Here is a 23,555-nt window from a genome sequence, read left to right as displayed (position 1 = left end):
TTATAAAGGGTTATGCGCTATAGCCAATTTTTTATATCAAAATCCCAAAATGGATCTAGGTTTCTTTATGAGTGGCAAAATAATTTAAATCCAACTCGCGTGCTGCTTTCACATCATCTAACCGTTTGACGGGCAAGGTATGGGGGGCATTTTTAACCAACTCAGGGTTTGTGGCTGCTTCTTCCCTAATGCTTTTCATAACCCGCACAAAATGATCTAATTCTTCTTTGCTCTCCGTTTCCGTAGGTTCAATCAAAAGACATTCGGGAATGAGTAAAGGGAAATAAGTTGTGGGGGCATGCACGCCATAATCCAACATCCTTTTAGCAAAATCCATTGCAGTAATGCCATATGTTTTCTTTTCTGGACTTAAAGTAATAATAAATTCATGAGAGGCGCGTCGCTGCGGATAGGCTGCAGTAAATCCTACTTTAGTTAATTCTTTAAGTAGATAATTTGCATTAAGCGTCGCATATTCTGAAACACGAAGTAAACCTTCTTTACCCAGTACTCTCATATAAAAATAAGCACGCAGTAAAATACCTGCATTCCCCATAAAACAAGACAGGCGTCCAATACTTTGTGGGTAGTCTTGCCGGGTTGCCCATTGATATCCCGAATCGGTTTTTTTCACTATCGGTAAGGGTATGAACGGAAGCAGACGCTTACCTACCGCTACTGGACCAGCACCAGGTCCGCCCCCACCGTGTGGGGTTGCAAAGGTTTTATGCAGGTTTAAATGCATCACATCAAAGCCCATATCACCGGGTCGTACTTTTCCTAAAATTGCATTAAGATTAGCGCCATCGTAATACAATAATCCCCCAGCTTGGTGAACAAGAGCCGCTATCTCTTTAATTTGACGCATAAATAAACCCAATGTAGAGGGGTTAGTTAGCATGATGCCGGCTGTTCTGGGCCCCAGCTTGCTTTTCAATTCCTCTAAATCGATGTCGCCATCCGCAGCAGTGGGGATTTCAACAATCTTAAAGCCACACATGACTGCAGAGGCTGGATTGGTACCATGGGCAGCATCGGGAATCAGCATTTCATCGCGTGCTGTATCGCCTCGAGATTGATGATAAGCTTTTATCATTGCAACGCCAGCAAATTCTCCTTGTGAGCCTGCCATTGCTGTTAAAGATACCCCAGCCATCCCTGTAATTTCAGCAATATGTTCTTGCAAGCGATACAAAGGCTCTAAAAAACCTTGGCTGTTATCTTCAGTCGCTAGAGGGTGGCGATTGAGAAAGTTGGGTATGGATGCGGCTTTGTGAACCCCTCGGGGATTATATTTCATGGTGCAGGAACCCAAAGGATAAAAATTGCTATCGATCGAGAAGTTTTTATGAGACAAACGTGTGAAATGTCTAACTACTTGCAATTCGGAACATGCCGGCATTTTGGGGGGCGTTTTTCGCTGCAATTCAGCAGGAATCGCGTATTTACTGGCTGAAATTTTTGGCGCTTGCGCTGTTGCCTGACAGTCTTTTTTAGATAATTCAAAAATCAACATAATTTGCCTTCCATTTTTTGAATAAATTCTTTAAGTTCAGCTCGATGATTGACAGGGGTAAATTCAATAAATTGATACTCCGCAATTTCCGCCAAATAATACGGATCCTCTTTGAAGATAGATTCGAGATAGGCGCGATCATTTGTGGCTGCAATGATAATTCCACCTGTTCGAGGTTTCATAGGACCTGAAACCAGTAATAAACCCTGCTTATAGTAGTAATCAAGAAACTCTCGATGTGCTTGTAGGTATTTATCTACTTCACTTAGAGGAACTAAGTAGGTTAACTGAATTACAAACATGAGTCACCTCGTTGGGACAGGATGGATTTCAAGGTTCGGACAAAAAGTGCAATTTCCTCTGCAGTACGCATTTCCGTAGCACAGACTAAAAGGGTATTTTTCAGTTGAGGATAATGAATTCCTGGGGTATAACCACCAGTAATACCTGCTTGGGCTAATTGTTCTAACACGTGCTCTACAGGTTGGTTGAGCTTAAGTACTGCTTCATGAAAATAAGGGGCAGAAAAAACTTGTTCTACACCTTCAATTTGGGTTAAAGCATCTACTAACTCATGAGTATTCTGATGGCATTGACTTGCAACCTGGCGTAATCCTTCAGCGCCCAAAAGGCTCATATGGATTGTCGCGGCGGTCACTAATAAACCTTGGTTAGTACAAATATTTGAGGTGGCCTTAGCCCGACGTATATGCTGTTCCCGTGCTTGCAAGGTTAAAGTAAATCCTCTTTTTCCATCTTTATCCAAAGTACAGCCGATAATTCGACCAGGCATTTGGCGTACATGAGCCATGCGGGTGCTTAAAAACCCAAAATAGGGACCGCCCGATGCCATAGGACAGCCTAGAGGTTGGCCTTCACCACAGCTAATATCAACACCATGTTTCCCCCATGAACCTGGCGGCTTTAACAAGGCAAGTGAGACAGGATTAACGCAGGCAATACTAATAACATTATTATGATGGGCCCAATCGCTGAGCTCATCAACGTGTTCCAAACATCCAAAAAAGTTGGGTTGCGCAATAACCAAGGCAGTAATATCTTCTCCTGTATATGCTTCTAATGCGGAAAGAGGGGTAATCCCTTGTTTTTCATCAAAGGCCAATGTTAGCACTTCAATATGCTGGTTTCGCAGGATGGTCTCAATGGTTTCACGATAGAAGGGGTGAATTGTCCCAGGGATTAACACACGACTGGTTTTACTGTGTTTATTCACTCGGACAGCCATTAAAATAGCTTCGGCTAATGCGGTGGCGCCATCATACATCGATGCATTGGATACATCCATACCGGTTAATTCACAGATCATGGTTTGGTATTCGTATAACAACTGCAAAGTACCTTGACTGGCTTCGGCTTGGTAGGGAGTGTATGCGGTTAAGAACTCGCCACGAGAAGCGATATCCCACACTGCTGCAGGTATATGATGCTCATAGCATCCTGCGCCCATAAAACAGATTCCATTTTTATTTTTATTAGCCAGATTGTTTGCTTCTTTGAGCATATCCATTTCATTGATACCCGCAGGTATATTTTGAAACCCTGCATATTGCAAAGACGATGGAATTTCATCAAATAGGGTTTGAGTATCTCGAACCCCAATGGAATCAAGCATGGCTTTGCTATCTTCGGGAGTGTGTGGGATATAAGGCATAATTAATGCTCCTCAGCGATCTCATTTTGATATTGTTCCGCAGTCAATAAACTATTAATTTCGTCTGGATGACTGGGCTTCATTTTGACAAGCCAACCCGCTGCATAGGGTTCAGAATTAACAAGAGCTGGATTTTCGACTACTACTTCATTGATGGCAGTAACGATACCACTCACGGGTGCATAAAAATCAGAGGCAGCTTTTACTGATTCAACTACACCAAGTTCTTCTCCTGCACTTACTTCATCACCAATTTCAGGCAACTCAACAAAAACCATATCACCCAATAATTGTTGGGCATGGTCGGTAATGCCCACGGTTACTTCATTTTGATCTTCTTTTATCCATTCATGGGTATTTGTGAATTTCAACTCATTCATTGCATTGTCCTTATTTAATTCTATAGCACTGAAGTCAAATTAAATCTAGAAATCTACAAAGTTACGAGAAAACTCGATCCTTTTTTGCATTCAGACTATACGTTTTTATTTTTACTTAACTGGATCCGATGTTTTAAATCGCTTTTCCTGATTTTACAAAACGCGGTTTTCCAACTTTTGCAGGAACTAATTTTCCGCGAATATCAACCATTACCTCTTCACCTGTTTCAGCTGGAACTCTCGCCAAGGCGATAGATTTTTCCAGTGTAGGTGAGTAGCTCCCACTAGTAATAATTCCATCAGCACAACCTGGGATTATTACTTTTTGTCCATTACGCATGATACCTTTATCTAATAAAGTGAGCCCCACCATTTTTCGTTTTATTCCAATTTGTTTTTGGGAAAATAAAGCTCCCATCCCAATAAAATCACGATCGGCGGGTTCCCATTTAATAGTCCAACCGAGTCCTGATTCTAAGGGGCTGGTGGTAGTGTCCATATCTTGCCCATAAAGAAGCATTCCTGCTTCCAAGCGAAGGGTGTCGCGGGCACCTAATCCACAAGGATGAACACCAGCCTGCATTAAATCATTCCATAATTGGATAATGAATTCTTGCGGGGCAATGATTTCAAATCCATCCTCTCCCGTATATCCAGTGCGCGCAAAAAACCATTGTTCCACATCCACGCATTCGAAACTCGTTAAAGTAGAAACGGCATCAATTTGCGCAGGAGTAAGAATTTTTTTTGTTTTTTCTATCGCGTTAGGTCCTTGCACGGCAATCATTGCCAATTCTCTTCGTTCCTGTAAACCAACGGCAAAGCCTTCACTTTTTTGGCGAATCCAAGCTAAATCATCTTGTCGGGTTGCCGAGTTCAGAACCACTCTGTAATTATCAGAAGCGCGTTGGTAGACGATTAGATCGTCAATAATTCCACCATGTTCATTACACATACAACTGTAAAGTGCTTTTCCGTTGTGTTCAAGCTGATCCACATCATTGGTTAAAAGTTTACGTAAGAATTGACGGCCACCGGCGCCAAGAATGTCAACAATAGTCATATGCGATACATCGAACATGCCCGCATCTTTACGAACATAGTGGTGCTCATTAAGCTGAGAACCATAATGCAAAGGCATTTCCCAGCCATGGAAATCAACCATTTTGGCGCCACAAGCTTGATGTGTGGCATGGAGAGGGGTTTTAGCAATCATTGTACGTCCTTTTTTCAATCACCTTAGTGTGGGTGATTATACCTATTGCGATATATACTGTATATTCCATACAGCATATTTATTAGGACTACTTTAATGACTGGGCTAAATATTTGGCGTTGGATGTTGGATTTAGGGTGGTTAGTATTCCTCCTAATACTCCTCCGGCATTTTTGGCGTGATAGACAAGTATTGGTACAAGCACAATCGTGGCTAAAAGTTAAAGGTTATATTACTAAATGCGACTGGACTAAAGTAGGTCATAGTGTTTGGCCTAAAATTGAATATACTTATCAAGTTGATGACAAAGATTTAACGGGAGAATATTTGTTTTTAGATACAGCCCATAACAATCCTAATAGTAAATATTCCCGTGGCATTGCTTATAAAGCGGCTGTTGCTTTTCAAGAAAATACGGCAATTGATATCTATTATAATCCCAATGACCCTGAGGAGTCTGCTCTAGATGTAACCATGCCAAGCAAATTAAATATGATTTTGATTTTGATTGGCATGTTAATCCTTATGCATCTAGGACTTATGGTTTGGCGTTATTTGGGTTAGGCTGACCTGGTGCTGGGGTAGTAGCTGGCATTGAATCACTGTCTTCTTCAACATCACATTTACAAGGTTGTTTGGTTACTACGGATTGTAAACTGGTGATGGTATATCCCCGCACTCCTTGTCCTGATGGCGCAACCATAAAATTAATCGTTACCTTCAAATGTTGACGTTGTTGGTATTGTGGATTTTGATACGCTACGATAAGCCCCATTGTTGCTTTCCAATGTGTTGGGTCGATATTGGTGATTACCGGGGGGGCAGTAGCTACGGCACTCACATTATAGAGATTTTTTTGGACATCCTCTGGTAATTTGGAGGCATTTAACGCCTTGCTGTAGGATATCCAGGCGTCCGCTGCAAAGTACTTAGCTATTTTCTTCTGATCTTCAAGGTAATTTTTATAGCTATAAGTATAGGTGGCTACGATTGCCTCATTAACCCAGACGGATAATTGGGCGGGCTCTGGTTGTGCATAGCTAAATTGGAAAAAAATTGATAAGAAAATAAAGACTAATTTCTTGTTCATAAGCATATCCCTTTTACAATAAAAAGTAGAGTGTAGTTTAATTACTAAGTTAAGAATATGTTCCTCTTGTTCCTCTTCCCTCCCGCGAGATCGAGCTACTGAGCCTTTATTCTTTGTTTCAAAGCACATGTCACGTTAGGGATAGGCTCAACTTAGTGCATTAAGGTGTAGCCAATTATCGGATGATTTCTTAAATTCCCAATGATCTTGTTTTATAGTGTAGCTCATTCAATACACATAAAAAATCCCCGGCTGCTGCCGGGGCAAATTGGATGTTTAGATAATGAAATCTAAACACTGCTCCGCTTAAGAGGGGGTAAAGCGAAGCTAAGCATTCGGGGGAAATGCTCACTATATTAGACACGGAAATTTTTGGAAAGTTCAATTTTTGTGCAAATTATTTCATTTTAAAGAAAGCAAAAAACTAAATTATTGAATATTAGTACAATTCACGAATTCATTACGTTTGCTGCAGGTGACTTTTTTATCTTTGAGCACAACACTCTCCTTTTTAATCAGAAGAAAGGTTTATATTAACGGCTTTAATCTATCGGACAAGCTGTCTTTATGATATTTTATTATCCTGAAACAAGCAGCTGTTCCCGTATCAATTTAAAATTATTCCAGGGCGGAAAATTTTGCGAGGTATAGGCGTATATTTGGCCCTTGAGTTTCATTTTTTTTTTCAATTATTATACTGCGTGATTAATCAGTTGCAGAGTGTATTTTGGGTGTCGACAAAGTTATTGAGGAGGCATTGTGCGCGAAAGTCGGTTCTACTTTGCTAATCCTGATAGATTTGGCCGATATGTAAATCGTTGGGATTTGCTGCTCATTGTTCTTATTTTTTCCATATTGTTCTTTTTAGGTTGGGCCGGTTCGCAAATGGCCACTCCCTATCAATTGGGAGAGCAGATACCCATTTCATTAGATCCTGCCAATCTTCCTTTTTATGCATTACGTACGGTACTTCGTATGTTTATTGCCTTGTTTTTTTCGATTATATTTACGTTTACGATAGGACTTTGGGCTGCAAAAAATCGGCGTGCAGAACAAATCATTATTCCTGCGATTGATATTTTACAATCTATCCCGGTTTTAAGTTTTCTATCGATTACAGTAACCGGATTCATCCGCTTGTTTCCTAACAGTTTGCTAGGACCTGAATGTGCATCCATTTTTGCTATCTTTTGTGCACAAGTATGGAATATGACGTTTGGTTTTTATCAGTCCTTAAAAACATTACCCCATGATTTACAAGAAGTGTCTTCTATGTTTCGACTTTCGGCCTGGCAACGCTTTTGGAAATTGGAAGTGCCTTTTTCCATGTCGAGTTTGTTGTGGAACATGATGGTTTCTATGTCTGCTAGCTGGTTCTTTGTGGTTTTGTCTGAAGCGATCTCAGTAGCGCATCAAGACATTCGATTGCCGGGCGTAGGGTCTTATATTGCCTTGGCAATTCAGCAACGAGATTTACATGCGGTGGGTTATGCTATTTTAGCAATGATGATTGTTATATTTTTATACGATCAAATCTTTTTTCGTCCTCTAATTGCCTGGTCTGAAAAGTTTAAAACAGAGCCCTCCCATGATGGAGCGGAATATCAATCTTGGCTCGTGGATTGGATTCGTGGCAGTAGACTAATGAAGCAGTTTGCTGAAGTTCTTGGCATTTTTTCCGATCATTTTGTCAATGCGCGTTGGCTGAGAATCAATGAGACAAAAATAATAAGGGAAATTGACTTTAAAAAGCAGAAGCGTCTCGATCGACTTTGGAGCATCTTAGTTTTAATTAGCGTTTGTGCTGGAGCATGGTTCTTATTGCGCTTTATTCTTGCAGAATTGAAAGTGAGCGATATTTTGCATGTGTTTTTGCTGGGAGCAGCAACCGGGGCTAGGGTACTTTCTATGATATTTCTTAGCTCCTTAGTTTGGATTCCAGTAGGCGTGTGGATTGGTCTAAGGCCAAGAATTGCACAAAAAATACAGCCAGTGATTCAATTTGTAGCAGCATTCCCTGCAAATTTATTCTATCCTTTATTTGTGATAGCTATCGTAGCGTTTCATTTAAATGTAGAACTATGGGTGACTCCACTCATGATTCTTGGAACTCAATGGTATATTTTATTTAATGTGATTGCAGGAGCATCGACTATTCCGCGAGAACTCTATCTTGCTGCAGACAATTTTGGCTTGAAGGGGTGGCTCTGGTGGAAAAGGTTAGCATTGCCTGGCATTTTTCCTTTTTATATTACGGGCGCCATCACAGCTGCGGGTGGTGCATGGAATGCGAGCATTGTGGCAGAGTTCGTGAGTTGGGGGAATACTACCCTTAGAGCTACAGGTTTGGGAGAATACATCCAAGCCAGCACGGCAACGGGAGACTTTCCAAAAATTGCTTTAGGTACTGCAATGATGTGTTTGTATGTACTTACTTTTAACCATTTGATTTGGCGTCCGCTCTATCGCTTGGCGGAAGAACGTTTTAACCTTAATTAAAGATACTTATGTCTGAAACCATTATTGCAATAGAAAGCTTACGCAAGTCTTTTAAAAAAGCAGCAGAACAAGATTTGCTTGTGCTTGAGGATGTGAACTTTAAGCTTCAAGAAGGCGAAATCGTTGCCTTATTAGGTAAATCCGGTTCAGGGAAGTCAACTTTGTTGCGTATTATTGCAGGTCTTATAGCCCCCACTGGTGGAACCGTAACTTATAGGGGTAAACCGGTCACCAGTCCTGTCGCTGGGATTGCAATGGTTTTCCAGTCGTTTGCCTTAATGCCTTGGCTTACCGTATTGGAAAATGTAGAGCTTGGACTAGAGGCTCAAGGAGTAAGTCGGGATGAGCGCAGGCATCGAGCCATTGAAGCGATTGATATTATTGGTCTTGATGGTTTTGAATCGGCGTTTCCAAAGGAACTTTCCGGTGGGATGCGTCAACGGGTTGGTTTTGCGCGAGCCTTAGTCATTAATCCCGATGTTTTATTGATGGATGAGCCTTTTTCCGCCCTTGACGTACTTACCGCGGAAAACTTGAAGTCCGACTTGTTGGAATTATGGGCAGAAAAGAAAACCAATACCAATGGGATTTTATTAGTGACTCATAATATTGAAGAAGCTGCTACATTAGCTGACAGAATAGTAATTTTTGGGAATGATCCAGGGTACATCCGCGCCGAATTACCTGTTACCTTACCGCAGCCACGAGATCCTGAGTCACCTGAGTTTCGGGCTTTGGTTGATAAAATTTATACATTAATGACGACTGGGCCTAAAGAAAAAGCAAAACGAGCCCAAAGAGAGCGACAAATCGGTTTAGGATACCGATTACCCGATGTAGAACCTTCCGAACTTACTGGCTTGATTGAGACGATGACCTCTTTTGAAGAGCGTATTGATCTACCAGAGCTTGCAGATGAGTTGATGATGAATATTGATGACCTATTTCCCATACTTGAAACATTGGAAATATTAGGTTTCGCTAAAGTTTCTGCAGGAGATATCCAATTAAGCGACTTAGGAAAGCAATTTGCTGAAGCTGATCTTCAAGAGCGTAAACAATTATTCGCGCAGAGATTATTGGAAAAGGTACCTCTTGCCCGTTACATCCGCCGAGTATTAGATGAAAAAGTAGGACATAGAGTTTCTGAAGAACGTTTTTTGAGTAAGCTTGAAGATTATCTAAGTGAAAAAGAAGCCGACCGTGTATTACGTACCATGATTGACTGGGGACGTTATGCTGAGATTTTTGCTTATGATTTCAATACCGGAATTTTAAGTTTGGAAAATCCAGGTAAGGGAGCATAAAAGATTTAAAATGTTAATCCAAACCGTTTCGTTAAATTCCTCCTTGGGGACAATGACCACTTAAATTAGAGCGAATAGTTTGTTATTATTTGTGCAGATTTGATCCAAGGAGGGGTTGTTAGCATGGAACGCAAACAAGAGTATGACGAGCATTTCAAAATAATTCTTCTAGGGAATAACGCCGTTGGTAAATCATGCTTGGTGCAGGCGTATTGTGGGGGTTCTCTCTATAGTTATGATACCTACATGGACACTATGGGTGTTGACCAAGAAATAAAATGGATTAAGTTGTTCAATAAAACAGTCCAATTACGCATCTGGGATGCCTCAGGTACGCCTAAATTACAGGAAATCGTTGGTTCTTATTTTCGATCGGTTGATGGAGCGCTAGTCTGCTTTGATTTAACTAATAAAACTTCTTTGCAGCACACGAAAGACTACGTAGCTCGTTTAAGAGTAACCAAGCAAAATCTTCCAATGATTCTTGTCGGTTGCAAAGCGGACATAGAGAAACGAAGAGAGGTAAGCTCCACGCAAGCAAAGGAATTAGCTGATGAGCTGGGCCTTGAGTATTTAGAAGTTTCCTCCCGTAATAAAATGAATGTCGAGCAACTTTTTTACCACATAACCCTTCGCATATATCTAGCCAAACATTTAAGCAACATTAAGCCACTCCTGGATGAATTCTTTAATAATTATTTAAAACTCACCAATCCTAATCGTACCCACTTGTTTACGGAGAAGCACCAGAACCTGGTTTTAAAAGGAGAAACAAGGGCAGAGTACAACGCTCAGTTTGAAAAATTGTTCGCTTCTACAAATGTAGATGAAGTAATCGAGTTTTGTAGAACAACATTAGATCTTATGGAACAGGCCAATAACTTCTATAAACAAGATAGCCCTGTTTTAAGTACTTTTCTCACTAGCCCACTTGCAAGCATCTTCAAGGAAATATTGGAGGTTGTAAGTACCATGTTAAGTGACATGATGGGATTTGTCGCTGCACGAGAATTGATATATCAGAAAAAATCCATCGAGCACGCGTTTTAACGTTTCACGTGAAGCATTGTCTCTATCTTTATTCCAATTTCTGCTGACTAAGCACTGTAGCGTGAAACGTAGTTTCGGCCTGGGTTGCGGCTTGTGCCTTCACCCAGGCATTTGCAGGTTTATAATAGTCAGCTTATTAAGCAGATTTTCGCGTGAGATAATTCAATAGTTCTAATAAACGCTCTGGACTACCAGCCATTTGTAAGTCCGTTTTATACTTATTATTTACCACAAAGGCAGGCACTGCATTAATTTGATAAGCGCCCATGAGGCTCATTCCATTTTGAACACGCATATCAATGGTTGGTGAGTTTTCAAACGCACTTTTCGCGATTTCTTTATCCACTCCTTGAGCAACAAAAAAACTGATCATAGCTTGTTTGGAGTCGAGGGGCTTTCTTTCTTCTTGGATGGCTTTAAACAGTAAGGGCGTCATTTTATCAGAAAGTGCAAGGGTTTTTGCAGTATAATACGCTTTAGCGTAGAGCTCCCATGATGGTTTAAATACCACTGGAACACGTTCGAATTGAACGTTATTGCCCATTTTACTAACCCAAGAATTGAGAGGTGCTTCTATTTTGTAACACCAGGGGCAGCCATAACTGAAAAATTCTTCAATAATGGGCGCTTTATTTTTATTATTCATTACGTTTGGATTGGTAACAATTTGATAGTCCTTCCCCTCAACAAATGATGCAGCCAGGGCCATTGCTGGTAAAAGAAAGAATACAGCGATTAATTTTTTTAACATAATTTAGTTTCCTAATGTAACCCTTCAATATAATGTGCGACTGCTTCCATATCTTCTTGGCTCATTCTACTGCTAATATCTTGCATGATATGGTTTAAATCATTCTTCCTCTTCCCGTCTTTAAATGCATTTAATTGCAACACGGTATAAGCAGCATGTTGGCCAGACAGTATGGGGAAGCCAGCTTGAGCATTGCCCGTACCCTTGGGACCATGGCAGGCGATGCATGCCGTTATCCTTTTTGCAAAATCTCCTCCACGGTAGATTTGTTCACCCCGTGTAAGAAATTCTCTAGGTGTACTGCCCTTAGCAAGAGGCATTTTAGCATAATATGCTGCCAAGTCATCCATATCCTGTTTACTAAGGGTAGCAACAAGCGCATTCATCGTTGGTGCGTTACGTAACGCGCTATCTTTCATATCGTTGAGTTGCTTTATAAAGTATTTGGGATGTTGTCCTGCGATATTAGGCCAGTCAGGATTTGGACTATTACCTTGTTGTCCATGGCATGCGGAACAAACTACCGCTTTGTTGGGTGCAGATAAGGTATTTTCTTGAGCAAAAAGAACTAATGGAAAGCAAAGGATAAAAGTGAGTACAAATTTTTTCATCGATTTCTCATAATAAATTTACCAAGTAATGGTACACTGCCTTGGTTGAATCCCAAAATATTATAATTCTTATGTTGGAAAATCCTTATTCTAAAGCTGTTTTTTTAAAAAGTGCTGCCCGTGTGCCTCAGTTACCTGAGGACTCCGGATATGAAGTTGCTTTTGCTGGACGTTCAAATGCTGGAAAATCAAGTGCTTTGAATTGTCTCACTGGCATCAAAAATTTGGCACGTACCAGTAAAACACCCGGTCGAACCCAATTAATTAACTTATTTGGCATCGATGAAACGCGTCGCCTTGTTGATTTACCAGGCTATGGGTATGCGAAAGTCGCTTTGCAAGTGAAAATGGACTGGCAAAAAAATTTGGCGCATTATCTTGAAGTCAGGCAAAGCTTAAAAGGTTTGATTTTATTGATGGATATTCGTCATCCCTTGAAAGATTTAGATGTAATGATGGTCGATTGGGCATTAAACCGGGAGCTACCAGTCCATATTTTATTGACTAAATCCGACAAATTAAGCCGTAGTGAAGTAAAAAATACCTTAGCCAAAGTGCGTAAACATTATGAACTGGCAACCCATTTGATAACCGTTCAATCTTTTTCATCTTCAAAAAAGGAAGGGGTGGGGGAATTGATCGCTTTGCTAAACCAATGGTTTGATTTATCGTCAGGATGAAGTAAGGTAGACAAGACATATTGTGATTAAAGGACTTTCCGGGGTTTTACCTCCAGGAACAAATATGTTTTTTTCGAAAAATAAGGACGAATCGACAAGACGATTTGAGGTGATACGGCGACCTAAGTCGCATTAATGTTAAAAGGGATTTTAATGTTACGAGGTGACCGATTTTTTAAAAATTCTAGAGCGAAAACGGACTCTCGCAAACAAGAGCAAGAAAGTCCAGCAATTGAATGTCTTCCTAATGAAATGCTACTCCCAATTTGTCAAAACCTTGCGACTAACCTCCCCGATAAATACAACATGTCCCTAGTTTGCAAATGGTTTCGAGAGGTCAATGAAGATCATTCCGTGAGTAAACATTTAACACATGATATCAATTTGATTATTGATTCCTTGTTACATGATTTGTATCGATTTATGGTTAAGCAAAGATCCACTGGTTCTGAACTGCTCTGTGTTGATAAAGAGCTGGTACACTCAATTGAGGGTCTTAAAAAACAACTCGCCGCGGTTATGAAGGCTCGGTCCTTTGAAAAAATTGATAATACAACACTGGATATTTTTTCAAATGGAAATACGAAAGTAATTGAATCAAATTCCCTTCTTAAATACGGAGGTTTGCTGCCCTATGTTATTGATAGCGTAGAAAGTTTTCAATTTCTTACTGCTACTGTGGGTAAAAGTCAGCGAAATGCAATTGAAGTGATCTTTAAATCGACTAAATTAAGTGAAAAAAATGACCTAACAACGCGTCTCCATTTAATGTTACGCATTTTTGCGGAATTAAAAAACAAAAACAACCTAACTGATAAACATCAGGAGTACAAAGAAATCTTAACTAAAACCAGTGCAAAACTCGCAGCGTCACTGTCAAAAGAGCAACACATAATCGCTATGCAAATGATGAAAGATGGAATGAAGTTATCAGAAGAACTTTATTTAGATAATCTAACTAATACTTTTATGGCAGTGAGCAAGGGATTACACGAGCAGTTAGGTGATGATGCAAGCTATGACATTTCTTCAGCATCACCCTGCAGATAGTTTCACCTCATCCCATAAATTTATAGGCTGAGGTGAAACGATATGTGTTCGAGTTATCACTTAATTTCAGCATGTTCCAGTACTTTTTGTGCTTGAGTCGCGCGGTAATTTTTAATCGCTTCACGATATACAGGATACTGATTGCCGAGGGTTGTTACTGCCAAAATAGCCGCATTAATAGCGCCTGCTTTGCCCACTGCAAGGGTTCCTACCGGAATTCCCGCTGGCATTTGGACTATGGATAAAAGCGCATCAAGACCATTAGTGAATGTTGAAGAGGGCATGGGCACACCTAGAACAGGTATTAGTGTTTTAGCTGCTACAACCCCGGGTAAATGAGCCGCACCACCTGCGGCAGCGATAAAAATTTCTACGCCACGTTCTTCTGCAGATTTGAGATACTCAAATAATGCATCTGGGGTACGATGTGCAGATAAAGCGCGAACTTCGTGAGGAATGTTAAATTGTTCCAGAGTTCGGCTGGCTTCTTCCATAATGGTCCAATCAGATTTTGAGCCCATAAGTATTGATACAAGTATTTTAGGCATAATTTCCCGCGTTAACTATTTATCATCTTGGTAGGTGTAGCTTGGCATCCAAGTAAACTCCGACTATTCTCGGAATTAGCAATCATCTGTATCGCTTCAATCAAGGCTAATCCTTCGAGTTCTTGCACCCTAGCTTTCAAAAGTTCAGCAGTATCGCCTGGAAAAACGGGACATTTTTTCTGCAAAATAATTGGTCCTGCATCGACTTGTTCGGTAACAAAGTGAACAGTGCAACCGGTTTCAGTATCAGCTGCATCTAAAACAGATTGATGGACATCAAGATTCATCAGCCCTGCATGAGCTGGCAGTAAAGACGGGTGAATATTGATTATTTTATTTTCCCATTGGGAGACGAATTCAGCGGATAAAATGCGCATATAACCAATTAAAACAATCAATTCTATTTGATGTTGTTTGAGTATCGCAGACAGATAATTATCAAATTCTGTACGACTGAGTCCTTGAGGATTGGCGAACATGGATTGAATTCCAAAGTTTGCCGCTTTTTCCAAAATGAGCGCATCCTCTTTGTTGCTCAAAACCAGCTCGATTGATGCCGCTAAATGGTGTTGTTCTATTGCAGCAACCAGTGCATTAAGGTTAGTACCTCGGGTTGAACCAAGTACGGCGATGCGAATCATAATGCGCGTATCCTTTGCATATGGTCAATTCGTTGTTGAATTAGTTGCTTAGTTCCTATGTCCTGACGATGAAATAAAGGACCTTCAATCAATGAAATTTCCTTTTCAGCGTTTTGCTCTGCAGCAAAAATTGAATCGGCAATTCCTACATAAGCCGCAGTGCGTGAACCTTCAGCAAGGATTTGATCATCTACCTGATTTACGGATGAAAGGTATAAATGATCTTGACAGGTGACTTTTGAAAACTCTACGACAAAGTTTTTCTTAGGTGCATCAGGATAACCTTCAGGGACTGCATATTTACACACAGTGGCTTGTTTAGAAAACTTAACGTTTTCTTCAGCAAGAGTACCGTTTACCATGGCTTGGCATAGGGTAACAAAATCAGACTCCAGAATTGATAATACATTTAAGGCCTCCGGATCGCCAAAGCGTGCGTTGAATTCGATAACATAAATCCCACTTTTAGTTGCAATAAAACTGCCATATAAAATGCCAATATAGGATTCACCGCATTCCGTAGATAGGGCCTTAAAGACGGCGTTATTAATCGCCAAGGCTTCATGAACATCATGTACAGTCAAGAAAGGTAATTGATGGTCGGTATCGGAGTAACTTCCCATACCACCGGTATTGGGTCCTTTATCGCCGTTATAAGCACGTTTATGGTCTTGCACCAAAGGCATAGGAACCAGCTTCTTGCCATCAGCGAAACACATGAATGAAAATTCCTGCCCAATCAATTTTTCTTCGATAAGAATAGTCTGCTTTTTATCAAGAATTTCCTGACAAAAATCCAAAGCTTCAGCAATTGAATGCAGGTGATCTCCAGCAACTTTAACCCCTTTTCCACCCATTAATCCATTTGCTTTAATAACGTAATTGCCTTCGCCAAGTTCATTGAGAAAAGTCTCAATCTCATCGAGGTGGGTAAATTTTTTATAACGTGGTAAACCGGCTATATGATGCTTTTGCATCAGATCGCGTGCGAACTCTTTAGAGGTTTCAATTTGGGCCAATATTTTTTTCGGACCGATGGTGGGGATTCCTGCTTGCCAAAAAGCATCAGCCATACCTTGTTCAAGGGGGGCTTCTGGACCGATAATGACTAATTCAATGTCCCAAAGTTTTGCCTTTGATACTACTGCCGTACAATTGGTAATATCCCCTGCGCAATATTGATGAGTTAATTGCTGGATTCCAGGATTAATTGCCGTGCCATAACAAAACAATGACGGTTTTTGTGGCGACCGGTCTAAGGCTTTGATCAGTGCATGCTCACGTGCGCCAGAGCCGATAACAAGAATGTTCATTCGCGGTTATCCTCTATTTTTGGGGGAGTAGTAAGTCTGCTTGTTTCACGTTGTTCTTCCAGTTCTTTCATTTTTTCTGAAGTGAGTTTTTTACAAAAATAATCGCCATCCATACACGCCATACACGGTTTTTTGATTTGATGCTCCCCGCGACGTGTAACTGCTTCAACCAAATCTTCATTGGATTGATAGAGTAATACATCCACACCAAGATAATGGGCAATTTCATCTTCAGTTTTATTAGCCGCAATCAACTCCTTGCGTGAGGGAATATCAATTCCACTAAAACAGGGATTTTTAAGGGGGGGCGATGTGGAAGCAAAATAGATTTTCTTTGCTCCCGACTCTCTTACCATTTTGACAATTTCCCGAGAGGTTGTTCCTCGAACTATGCTGTCGTCAATAATCATCACCACTTTATTTTTAATTTCAGTTTGCTGAGGAGTTAATTTGTAGCGAATATTTCGACTTCGTGCCTTTTGATTAGGCATAATGAAGGTACGTCCTATAAATGGATTTTTATACAAGCCTTCGGAATATCGGACTCCTAATTCATGAGCAAATGAAAGAGCTGCAGTATTTGCAGTGAACGGAGCGGGAATAACAATATCTGGTATGAGTTCAGGGTGTTTTTGCTTCCATTGCTGCGCTAGATTTTGTCCCATGCGTAAACGAGCGCGATACACACTGACGTTATTAAGTGTTGCATCCGGACGTGCAAAATAAACATATTCAAACACACAAGGTCTAAATTGTTCGGTTTTTAGAACACGGCGGTGTAGTTTTCCCTTAAGATCCACAAAGGCAACTTCACCGGGCAAAATATCCCCGCGAGGTTCAAAGCCCAAGGCATAAAAAGGAGTAGTTTCTGATGCAAAAATAGTATCAACAGTTCCATCAGGATTTTCACGTGTTCCCCAAACCAGCGGGCGGATACCGTGAGGATCGCGAAAGGCAACAAGACCTTTGCCAATAATTACGGATACAATTGAGTATGCTCCTTCAATTCGTTCAAAAATATGCGAGACGGCTTGGGTTAAAAGCTCGAAAAAACTATCTGAATTTTCCTCATGGCTGGATGCATTACTAGCTAGGTTATCCGCAAGCACGAGTAATAGTGCTTCCGAGTCAAGAGAAGTATTAAGATGACGATGTTGCTTTAAACGAATGTCATCAGCCAATTCTTGATAATTGGACAGATTACCATTATGGGCAAGCGCTATACCTCGTGGACTCCCAATCCATAAGGGTTGGACATCGGTTGCCGTATAGCCACCAGCAGTGGGATAGCGTACGTGACCAATCCCTATATTTCCTTGCAATGTGGAAACGTTATCAGAAGTAAAAATTTCCCGAACTAAACCTAATCCATGTTTGGTATAGAAACGCTGATCACAAGTGAGTATGCCCGCAGCATCTTGCCCTCGATGTTGTAAATGAATAAGACTCTCATACAATTCGAAGGCTACTGGTTCATGACTGTAAATACCTACTATCCCACACATTGCTTACCTCAAATAATTTGCAATATGGCGCATGATCCGTTGCTCAGCAGGTTCTTTATGTTCTGCAAAACTGAATTTTTTACCGGTAATACGCTCATATAATTGGATATAACGTGAGGAAAGTTCTTCAATTAATTCTTGGGGTGCTTGAGGAAGTTGCTCATCGTGATACGGATCTGAATTTTTAGCGAACCATAAACGCAAAAATTCTTTATCAATATTTTCAGGTTCTAAGCCCTCGGCAATACGTGCTTGATAGCTGTCAGCAAGCCAATAACGACTGGAATCCGGAGTATGAATTTCATCTACTACGATGATTTTACCATCGGCATCGCGACCGAATTCATATTTAGTATCTACTAGAATCAAACCATGATCTTTAGCGATTTCCGTACCCCGTTGATAGAGTTTAAGCGCTAAAGCACTTGCTTCTAACCAATCTTCTTCAGTCATCCATCCATCTGCAATAATTTCGGCAGGTGAGATAGGTCGATCATGAATTTTTTCTTTGGTCGTAGGAGTTAAAACAGGTTGGTCCAGTTTTTGATTTTTACTTAATCCCTCAGGAAAAGTAATTCCACAATATTCCCGTACCCCATTTTGATATTGAGTCCATAATGAAGTGCTGGTTGTACCACTAATGTAGCCTCTCACTACAAATTCAATCGGAAAAACGGTGCATTTTTTGGCAATCACGACATTGGGATCAGGAACTGCAATGATGTGATTAGGAACAAGATTCTTGGTTTGTTCAAACCACCAAGCACTGGTTAAGTTAAGTACGGCACCTTTATAAGGAATGAGAGCAAGAGGTCTATCAAACGCGGTGAGTCGGTCCGTGGTTACTAACATGATAGAATCACCTAAATCATACGAATCCCTTACCTTTCCCTGGTATTTTTTGCCCACGGGCAAATTTGTTTTATCCAAGCAGAAAGCTAAGGCCTCTCGAATTTCATTATCATAATGAGGGGTCGTATTGGTAGCATTCATGAGCATAAGGGTTCCCGATAATGTGAGTTAATAAAATATGGTCTATTAACGCAGAGATATTGGTTTCATCGCTGGTAAATTGCCATAAAACACCATGATTAATTTTACTTATTTTAGGTACTGCATAGTGAGTATTAAGAGTTTGCAACGTTTGCTGTCCCTGCAAGTCTTCTTTTGCGCGAACAAGATAAGCTAAGGTATTTGGAGTGTGGAGTTCACTTGCGCAAACTTCTCGTTCTTTACGATCCGAATATAAAAGTCCTGTTTTTTTAAGTTGGGCAAAATGTTCTGCAGAATCGCATTCAATTTCCCAGTGTTCCAACCGATTCACTGTTACTGGAAAACCTAAACGTCTTAGCGTTTTTTGTACAGTTAGGGCTTGGTTATCGGTGATAATCAGTTTGACAAGGCAGATATGACTGCTTGGGATTTTCTTGAAACTTTTGAGATTTACCCTTTCCTCCACTACATCCTGCGACGTGTTCGCAAAGGCTGCGCCTTCATTCCGCCTACCTTTAAGTTCTTCGATATAATCACGCATCGAAGTAAAAATAGGGTCTCCATTTATGGTGCGTTCTGGATGCGGCATCATGGCCATGACATTGCCTGCCTGATTGGTAATTGCCGCAATATTGCCTGCGGAGCCATTTGGATTAATCGGGAAATTATCGATGACTTGACCTTCGGCATCACAATATTGAAATAAATTTAAACCCTGTTGTTCTATCTGCTTTAACAAGGATTCTGGCATAAGAAAACGTCCTTGGGCGTGTGCAATAGGCAGGTGAATTAAATCTTGGGGTGTTAGATGACGCGTAAATGCATTATGTTGATGATTTTCAGCCAGACGCATATGCACCCAGGCATTATAAAAGCCTGTCCCAACGATTTTCCCGTGAGCAATGCGCTTATTTTCCGTGAGGGCCATACTGATTTCACGATTCCTTAGGCCAGGAACTAAACCGGATTCAACGAGTATTTGGGCGCCGTTGCAGATTCCTAATATGGGCTTTCCTTGTTCGCTTTGAGCTTTGATTTCTTGGATTACGGGATCAAGTGCTGCAATAATTCCTGCACGCGAGCGATCTTCATAGGAAAAACCTCCAATAAGGATAAATCCATCCAAGGTACGTAGTTTTTCTAAAGGTTCATTCCATAAAAACTCAACAGGTTCCATTCCGGCCCGTTTTACAGCAAGAGCTGTTTCGCGTTCGCAATTGGAGCCTGGGAATTGAATTAAGCCAATACGTATCATAACAGCCTCACCTTTTGATCTCCTTTCACTACACGTCCAATTTCATAAAGAGGGAAGGAGGGAAAATCGCGGAGCACTTCGCGAATAGCCGATAATGTATCGGGTGCGATAAAAAGAACTAATCCTGCGCCCATATTAAAAGTACGATACATCTGCTCATCATCCAGATTTCCTAACTTACGCAATAGACTAAATATAGGCAGTTCAGGAATCTGTTTTTTAGTAATTTCAACGCCAAATTGTTTCGGCAGAATACGGGGAATATTTTCCAGTAATCCTCCACCTGTAATGTGCGCCATTCCTTTAATCGGTATATTTTTTTCCAAAATACTTAAAATAGGTCGGGTGTAATTCAGATGCGGTGTTAGAAGTTCTTCACCAATGCTCTGAGAAAAATCTTGAAATTGAGATTCCACCTTGTATCCAGCAACATCAAAAAGCAGCTTTCTTGCTAACGAATACCCATTAGTATGTAAACCACTTGAAGGAAACATGACGACGAGATCGCCCTCACCGATTGTTTTACCTTCAATCGCTTTATTTTTTTCAACAACACCCGTAATAATGCCAACCAAATCCAATTCGCCTGGCAAGTAGGTACCTGGCATTTCGGCAGTTTCGCCGCCAACTAAAGAAATGTGGTTTTCTTTACAGGCTTTGACCATCCCGTTAATGATCTGTTCGATGATTTCTGGTTTTAATTTGTCGTTTGCAATGTAATCAAGAAGGGTAAGAGGTTTTGCTCCCAAGACGATAATGTCATTGGTGGTGGCGCTGACTAAATCCATTCCGATGGTATCAAATTTTTGCATCATTTTTGCTACCATCATTTTCGTACCAACCCCATCGATACTTTGCACGAGAACGGGATGCTCATAGTCTTGCAACAAACTTTTGAGATCATACATAGCGCCAAAGCTGCCAATTCCGGTAAGAACTCGTGGAGAAAAAGTGCTTTCTACCGCTTTTTTGATACTCCGCACTGCTTGATTCCCTGCTTCTATATCTACACCCGCAGCTTTGTAATCAATAATTGACATTATATAAGCCTCTCAATTAAACCATTTTCCCACGCAGTTTTGGCTGCACTGATTGATAGATTGATAACCGAATTGATTACCAAGATTGGGGTTGCGGTTGTTTCGCCTATAGGTTGAAACGAAACCGAATAATTACGAAATATATCTTCCAATGCGCTTAGGTGTTCGAGTGAAACCTCGAGGATAAATCCGCCACTTTCTGAAAACAGTTTTTTATCATTGGATAAACTACCAGGAATAAACGCATTTACCCCAATTTCATTTTTAAAACTCATTTCTGCAAGCGCAACTGCAATACCCCCTTCTGAAATATCATGGGCTGACAATACAAGACCAGCTTGCATGGCGGCGTGTATGGCGCTGATTTCATCCGCAAATGAACTCAGATTGGGTTTAGGTAGTTGACTGCCTAATTGATTATGTAATTGGTAATACACACTACCGCCACATTCATCTTTGCGTTCGCCAATCATTAATAGAACTGAATTAGGCTGTTTGAAGTCATAGCTTATGGCTTTGGAATAATTGTTGATTGAACCAATGCAGCTGATTATAGGACTTGGTGGAATGGCTCCTTGAGCTGACTCATTATAGAGCGAAACATTTCCCGATATAATGGGTAAGGTTACATTACGATCAGCGAACATTTTTACTGCCTTGCATGCATCGACAATGCCACGTACTGCATCAACAAACTCGCCCATTTGTTCTGGATTTTCGGGATTACCAAAACACAGACAATCAGTAAGCGCAAGTGGCCAGGCGCCTACGGCTATGATGTTGCGTACCGATTCGATAACGGCATTGACAGCACCCCAATAGGCATCGATTTTATTATAACGCGGGTTATGATCGACGGATAAGGCAACGCCGGTAGACTGAATTTCTGGTGGATATTTATTTTCATTAAATGGAGCAATGACCCCCGCATCAGCCCACCCTGGCTCGATGACTGAGCGACCTTGAACTTGTTTGTCATAACTTTCATAAATTGGCGCACGAGAAGCGATGTTTTCGTGAGCCAGTAAATCCAATAGTTGTTCATTGAAATCGCTTACTGTAATCGGCTCTGGTTCTCTATGATTGTTCTGTTTCGTACTATAAGGGCGATCATAAAGAATGCCTTGGGTAATGTCTTGTGCGCGAGCGGAGACAATTTCTTTTCCTTGAGCTTTAACAATGTATAAACCATCATTTCTTATGGTTCCTACTACAGTTGCTTGGGCGCCATCGCAGATTTCTGGAAGGGCAAAGCGCTCGTTATAATGCTTTAAGAAGGTGTCAACGAGTTCTTGAGGGACAACCCACATAAAGCGTTCCTGGGTTTCCGAACAAAGTACCACCGCGGGTAATAGATTATTCATGCTGGTTGGCACCAGATCAAGATTAATTTCTGCCCCATAGCCACTGGCTTCTGCCAATTCAACACTGGCGCAAGCAATTCCTCCTGCACCTAGATCTTTAAATCCTACCCGATCAATAAGATTGTTTTCGCGCAGAAACTCAAACATGGCGTAATTGGCTTTAAGAATATGTCGTTGCAAAAACGCATTAGGTTCTTGCACTGCTCCTTTATTTTGTTCTTGTTGTTCTTCACTTAGGGTTGCTGAAGCGAAAGCCGCCCCGCCAAAGCCACTATTATCTGTGGGTTTACCCACTAAAATAAATTGATAGCCCTCTGCGTGGGGTGGGGCATAAGAATGGATGATTTGATCTTCTCTGACAACTCCTAATGTAACGACAGTAACCAGACAATTTTCATTATAGGCTTCGTCGTAATAAGTATCACCACCTAAATTTGGAATGCCAAGAGGATTCGCATAACCTGCAATTCCTTGAACAACTCCTTGATTTATCCATTTCGTTTTTGGGCGATCAATATCGCCAAAACGCAAACTGTCCGCCACTGCAATTACTTCCGCGCCCATACAGCAAACATCGCGTACATTTCCACCCACTCCAGTCGCAGCACCTTCGAAAGGTACAAGTTGTGAGGGATGATTATGCGATTCATGGCTTACCACAATGCCGTAACGTCTGTCTTGTTTATCCGTTGCTACTGCAACAATTCCGGCATCTTCTTTAGGACCCAGGATGACGTGGGGGGCTTTGGTATTGAACTTATTGAGATGTTTGCGGCTGCTTTTATAAGAACAATGTTCAGATCCCTGAATAGACCATAAAATGCATTCTGCATAAGTTGGTGGTCGCTTTAAGAGGGAATTCTGTATGGTGAGGGCTTCATCAGGAGTTAGGCGCACGCTAAAACGTTGGAGTAAATTGGCAATTTCCTCCAAGGACAGCTGAGAAAAATCAAAACAATCCGGGGCTTCTTGCATTTTAGGGGATCTGACCTTTAGCTAAAACGTGACTAATTTTAATCGTATTTCGCATATAAAGCAATACATTTTTTGCATTTAGTCAACAAATTGCTAAAA

General features: G+C 40.9%; 22 protein-coding genes. 6 read left to right on the top strand and 16 right to left on the bottom strand.

Annotated features, from left to right (window positions below; translation table 11 throughout):
• Positions 1-55: 55 nt before the first annotated feature.
• From gcvPB to gcvT, 5 genes are all read right to left on the bottom strand, one after another.
• A complete protein-coding gene (gene gcvPB / locus ACWTE2_RS23985; protein ID WP_454784725.1) occupies positions 56-1,516 on the bottom strand; it encodes an aminomethyl-transferring glycine dehydrogenase subunit GcvPB in 1,461 nt (486 codons plus the stop codon).
• On the bottom strand, positions 1,510-1,818 hold the full coding sequence (locus ACWTE2_RS23980; RefSeq protein WP_454784724.1) for a YciI family protein: 309 nt from the start codon (positions 1,816-1,818) through the stop codon (positions 1,510-1,512). The genes gcvPB and ACWTE2_RS23980 overlap by 7 nt, the downstream gene beginning before the upstream one ends.
• Entirely contained in the window at positions 1,809-3,188 is a 1,380-nt protein-coding gene (gene gcvPA / locus ACWTE2_RS23975) for an aminomethyl-transferring glycine dehydrogenase subunit GcvPA (RefSeq protein ID WP_454784723.1), read from the bottom strand. The genes ACWTE2_RS23980 and gcvPA overlap by 10 nt, the downstream gene beginning before the upstream one ends.
• 2 nt (positions 3,189-3,190) lie before the next feature.
• The gene (gene gcvH, locus ACWTE2_RS23970) at positions 3,191-3,568 is read right to left on the bottom strand and encodes a glycine cleavage system protein GcvH (RefSeq protein WP_182391995.1); all 378 of its coding nucleotides are present in this window, start codon (positions 3,566-3,568) and stop codon (positions 3,191-3,193) included.
• Positions 3,569-3,701: 133 nt separating this feature from the next.
• Positions 3,702-4,784 (bottom strand): glycine cleavage system aminomethyltransferase GcvT, encoded by a 1,083-nt coding sequence (gcvT, locus tag ACWTE2_RS23965; protein ID WP_454784722.1) that lies wholly within the window; start codon positions 4,782-4,784, stop codon positions 3,702-3,704.
• A gap of 96 nt (positions 4,785-4,880) precedes the next feature.
• On the opposite strand from gcvT, the gene ACWTE2_RS23960 reads away from it, so the two are divergent.
• Entirely contained in the window at positions 4,881-5,348 is a 468-nt protein-coding gene (locus ACWTE2_RS23960) for a DUF3592 domain-containing protein (protein WP_182391993.1), read from the top strand.
• On the opposite strand, the gene ACWTE2_RS23955 is transcribed toward ACWTE2_RS23960, so the two are convergent.
• Positions 5,323-5,874 carry a DotI/IcmL family type IV secretion protein gene (locus ACWTE2_RS23955; protein ID WP_454784721.1) on the bottom strand — a complete coding sequence of 184 codons (552 nt, stop codon included), beginning with the start codon at positions 5,872-5,874 and terminating at the stop codon, positions 5,323-5,325. The genes ACWTE2_RS23960 and ACWTE2_RS23955 overlap by 26 nt on opposite strands.
• Positions 5,875-6,633: 759 nt before the next feature.
• Between ACWTE2_RS23955 and ACWTE2_RS23950 the strand changes: the two genes are divergently transcribed.
• The 3 genes from ACWTE2_RS23950 (at position 6,634) to ACWTE2_RS23940 (ending at position 10,730) form a co-directional block, all read left to right on the top strand.
• A complete protein-coding gene (locus tag ACWTE2_RS23950; RefSeq protein WP_182391991.1) occupies positions 6,634-8,373 on the top strand; it encodes an ABC transporter permease in 1,740 nt (579 codons plus the stop codon).
• Positions 8,374-8,381: 8 nt separating this feature from the next.
• Complete coding sequence (locus ACWTE2_RS23945; RefSeq protein WP_182391990.1) at positions 8,382-9,680, top strand: ABC transporter ATP-binding protein; 1,299 nt, start codon at positions 8,382-8,384, stop codon at positions 9,678-9,680.
• Between the two features lie 123 nt (positions 9,681-9,803).
• Entirely contained in the window at positions 9,804-10,730 is a 927-nt protein-coding gene (locus tag ACWTE2_RS23940) for a Rab family GTPase (RefSeq protein ID WP_454784720.1), read from the top strand.
• A gap of 136 nt (positions 10,731-10,866) precedes the next feature.
• Here ACWTE2_RS23940 and ACWTE2_RS23935 read toward each other — a convergent pair whose 3' ends face one another.
• Together ACWTE2_RS23935 and ACWTE2_RS23930 are read right to left on the bottom strand one after the other, a co-directional pair.
• A complete protein-coding gene (locus ACWTE2_RS23935) occupies positions 10,867-11,481 on the bottom strand; it encodes a thiol:disulfide interchange protein DsbA/DsbL (RefSeq protein ID WP_454784719.1) in 615 nt (204 codons plus the stop codon).
• 11 nt (positions 11,482-11,492) lie between these two features.
• Entirely contained in the window at positions 11,493-12,092 is a 600-nt protein-coding gene (locus ACWTE2_RS23930; RefSeq protein WP_454784718.1) for a c-type cytochrome, read from the bottom strand.
• 71 nt (positions 12,093-12,163) lie between these two features.
• Here ACWTE2_RS23930 and yihA point away from each other — a divergent pair, with 71 nt between their 5' ends.
• Together yihA and ACWTE2_RS23920 are read left to right on the top strand one after the other, a co-directional pair.
• Positions 12,164-12,772 carry a ribosome biogenesis GTP-binding protein YihA/YsxC gene (gene yihA / locus ACWTE2_RS23925; RefSeq protein ID WP_182393727.1) on the top strand — a complete coding sequence of 203 codons (609 nt, stop codon included), beginning with the start codon at positions 12,164-12,166 and terminating at the stop codon, positions 12,770-12,772.
• Positions 12,773-12,925: 153 nt separating this feature from the next.
• Entirely contained in the window at positions 12,926-13,822 is an 897-nt protein-coding gene (locus ACWTE2_RS23920; RefSeq protein WP_454784717.1) for a hypothetical protein, read from the top strand.
• Positions 13,823-13,878: 56 nt separating this feature from the next.
• On the opposite strand, the gene purE is transcribed toward ACWTE2_RS23920, so the two are convergent.
• From purE to purL, 8 genes are read right to left on the bottom strand one after another with little or no spacing between them, the layout of a single operon-like run.
• Positions 13,879-14,370, bottom strand: a complete 492-nt coding sequence (gene purE / locus ACWTE2_RS23915) for a 5-(carboxyamino)imidazole ribonucleotide mutase (RefSeq protein ID WP_454784716.1) — start codon at positions 14,368-14,370, stop codon at positions 13,879-13,881.
• Between the two features lie 11 nt (positions 14,371-14,381).
• Positions 14,382-15,011, bottom strand: a complete 630-nt coding sequence (purN, locus tag ACWTE2_RS23910; protein WP_454784715.1) for a phosphoribosylglycinamide formyltransferase — start codon at positions 15,009-15,011, stop codon at positions 14,382-14,384.
• Entirely contained in the window at positions 15,008-16,324 is a 1,317-nt protein-coding gene (gene purD / locus ACWTE2_RS23905) for a phosphoribosylamine--glycine ligase (RefSeq protein ID WP_454784714.1), read from the bottom strand. The genes purN and purD overlap by 4 nt, the downstream gene beginning before the upstream one ends.
• Positions 16,321-17,829: an amidophosphoribosyltransferase gene (purF, locus tag ACWTE2_RS23900; protein ID WP_454784713.1), complete on the bottom strand. Its 1,509-nt coding sequence runs from the start codon at positions 17,827-17,829 to the stop codon at positions 16,321-16,323. The genes purD and purF overlap by 4 nt, the downstream gene beginning before the upstream one ends.
• A 3-nt stretch (positions 17,830-17,832) precedes the next feature.
• Positions 17,833-18,828 (bottom strand): phosphoribosylaminoimidazolesuccinocarboxamide synthase, encoded by a 996-nt coding sequence (locus ACWTE2_RS23895; protein WP_454784712.1) that lies wholly within the window; start codon positions 18,826-18,828, stop codon positions 17,833-17,835.
• Positions 18,791-20,077, bottom strand: a complete 1,287-nt coding sequence (purQ, locus tag ACWTE2_RS23890; RefSeq protein ID WP_454784711.1) for a phosphoribosylformylglycinamidine synthase I — start codon at positions 20,075-20,077, stop codon at positions 18,791-18,793. The genes ACWTE2_RS23895 and purQ overlap by 38 nt, the downstream gene beginning before the upstream one ends.
• Positions 20,074-21,117 carry a phosphoribosylformylglycinamidine cyclo-ligase gene (gene purM / locus ACWTE2_RS23885; protein WP_454784710.1) on the bottom strand — a complete coding sequence of 348 codons (1,044 nt, stop codon included), beginning with the start codon at positions 21,115-21,117 and terminating at the stop codon, positions 20,074-20,076. The genes purQ and purM overlap by 4 nt, the downstream gene beginning before the upstream one ends.
• The gene (gene purL, locus ACWTE2_RS23880; protein ID WP_454784709.1) at positions 21,117-23,456 is read right to left on the bottom strand and encodes a phosphoribosylformylglycinamidine synthase subunit PurL; all 2,340 of its coding nucleotides are present in this window, start codon (positions 23,454-23,456) and stop codon (positions 21,117-21,119) included. The genes purM and purL overlap by 1 nt, the downstream gene beginning before the upstream one ends.
• Positions 23,457-23,555: the final 99 nt, after the last annotated feature.

It is taken from the genome of Legionella nigrisilvae (assembly GCF_977063395.2).
The sequence above is the reverse complement of the archived record's forward strand: the minus strand, read 5'-3'. Positions and strand labels throughout refer to the sequence as shown.

Coding starts and splice junctions, on each gene's coding strand:
- purE (WP_454784716.1), bottom strand. CDS start 14,370: ATGCCTAAAATACTTGTATCAATACTTATGGGCTCAAAATCTGATTGG.
- gcvPA (WP_454784723.1), bottom strand. CDS start 3,188: ATGCCTTATATCCCACACACTCCCGAAGATAGCAAAGCCATGCTTGAT.
- ACWTE2_RS23955 (WP_454784721.1), bottom strand. CDS start 5,874: ATGAACAAGAAATTAGTCTTTATTTTCTTATCAATTTTTTTCCAATTT.
- purM (WP_454784710.1), bottom strand. CDS start 21,117: ATGTCAATTATTGATTACAAAGCTGCGGGTGTAGATATAGAAGCAGGG.
- purF (WP_454784713.1), bottom strand. CDS start 17,829: ATGTGTGGGATAGTAGGTATTTACAGTCATGAACCAGTAGCCTTCGAA.
- gcvPB (WP_454784725.1), bottom strand. CDS start 1,516: ATGTTGATTTTTGAATTATCTAAAAAAGACTGTCAGGCAACAGCGCAA.
- purD (WP_454784714.1), bottom strand. CDS start 16,324: ATGAACATTCTTGTTATCGGCTCTGGCGCACGTGAGCATGCACTGATC.
- ACWTE2_RS23895 (WP_454784712.1), bottom strand. CDS start 18,828: ATGCTCATGAATGCTACCAATACGACCCCTCATTATGATAATGAAATT.
- ACWTE2_RS23980 (WP_454784724.1), bottom strand. CDS start 1,818: ATGTTTGTAATTCAGTTAACCTACTTAGTTCCTCTAAGTGAAGTAGAT.
- ACWTE2_RS23940 (WP_454784720.1), top strand. CDS start 9,804: ATGGAACGCAAACAAGAGTATGACGAGCATTTCAAAATAATTCTTCTA.
- purL (WP_454784709.1), bottom strand. CDS start 23,456: ATGCAAGAAGCCCCGGATTGTTTTGATTTTTCTCAGCTGTCCTTGGAG.
- gcvT (WP_454784722.1), bottom strand. CDS start 4,784: ATGATTGCTAAAACCCCTCTCCATGCCACACATCAAGCTTGTGGCGCC.
- ACWTE2_RS23920 (WP_454784717.1), top strand. CDS start 12,926: ATGTTACGAGGTGACCGATTTTTTAAAAATTCTAGAGCGAAAACGGAC.
- ACWTE2_RS23930 (WP_454784718.1), bottom strand. CDS start 12,092: ATGAAAAAATTTGTACTCACTTTTATCCTTTGCTTTCCATTAGTTCTT.
- ACWTE2_RS23945 (WP_182391990.1), top strand. CDS start 8,382: ATGTCTGAAACCATTATTGCAATAGAAAGCTTACGCAAGTCTTTTAAA.
- purQ (WP_454784711.1), bottom strand. CDS start 20,077: ATGATACGTATTGGCTTAATTCAATTCCCAGGCTCCAATTGCGAACGC.
- yihA (WP_182393727.1), top strand. CDS start 12,164: ATGTTGGAAAATCCTTATTCTAAAGCTGTTTTTTTAAAAAGTGCTGCC.
- ACWTE2_RS23960 (WP_182391993.1), top strand. CDS start 4,881: ATGACTGGGCTAAATATTTGGCGTTGGATGTTGGATTTAGGGTGGTTA.
- ACWTE2_RS23935 (WP_454784719.1), bottom strand. CDS start 11,481: ATGTTAAAAAAATTAATCGCTGTATTCTTTCTTTTACCAGCAATGGCC.
- purN (WP_454784715.1), bottom strand. CDS start 15,011: ATGATTCGCATCGCCGTACTTGGTTCAACCCGAGGTACTAACCTTAAT.
- gcvH (WP_182391995.1), bottom strand. CDS start 3,568: ATGAATGAGTTGAAATTCACAAATACCCATGAATGGATAAAAGAAGAT.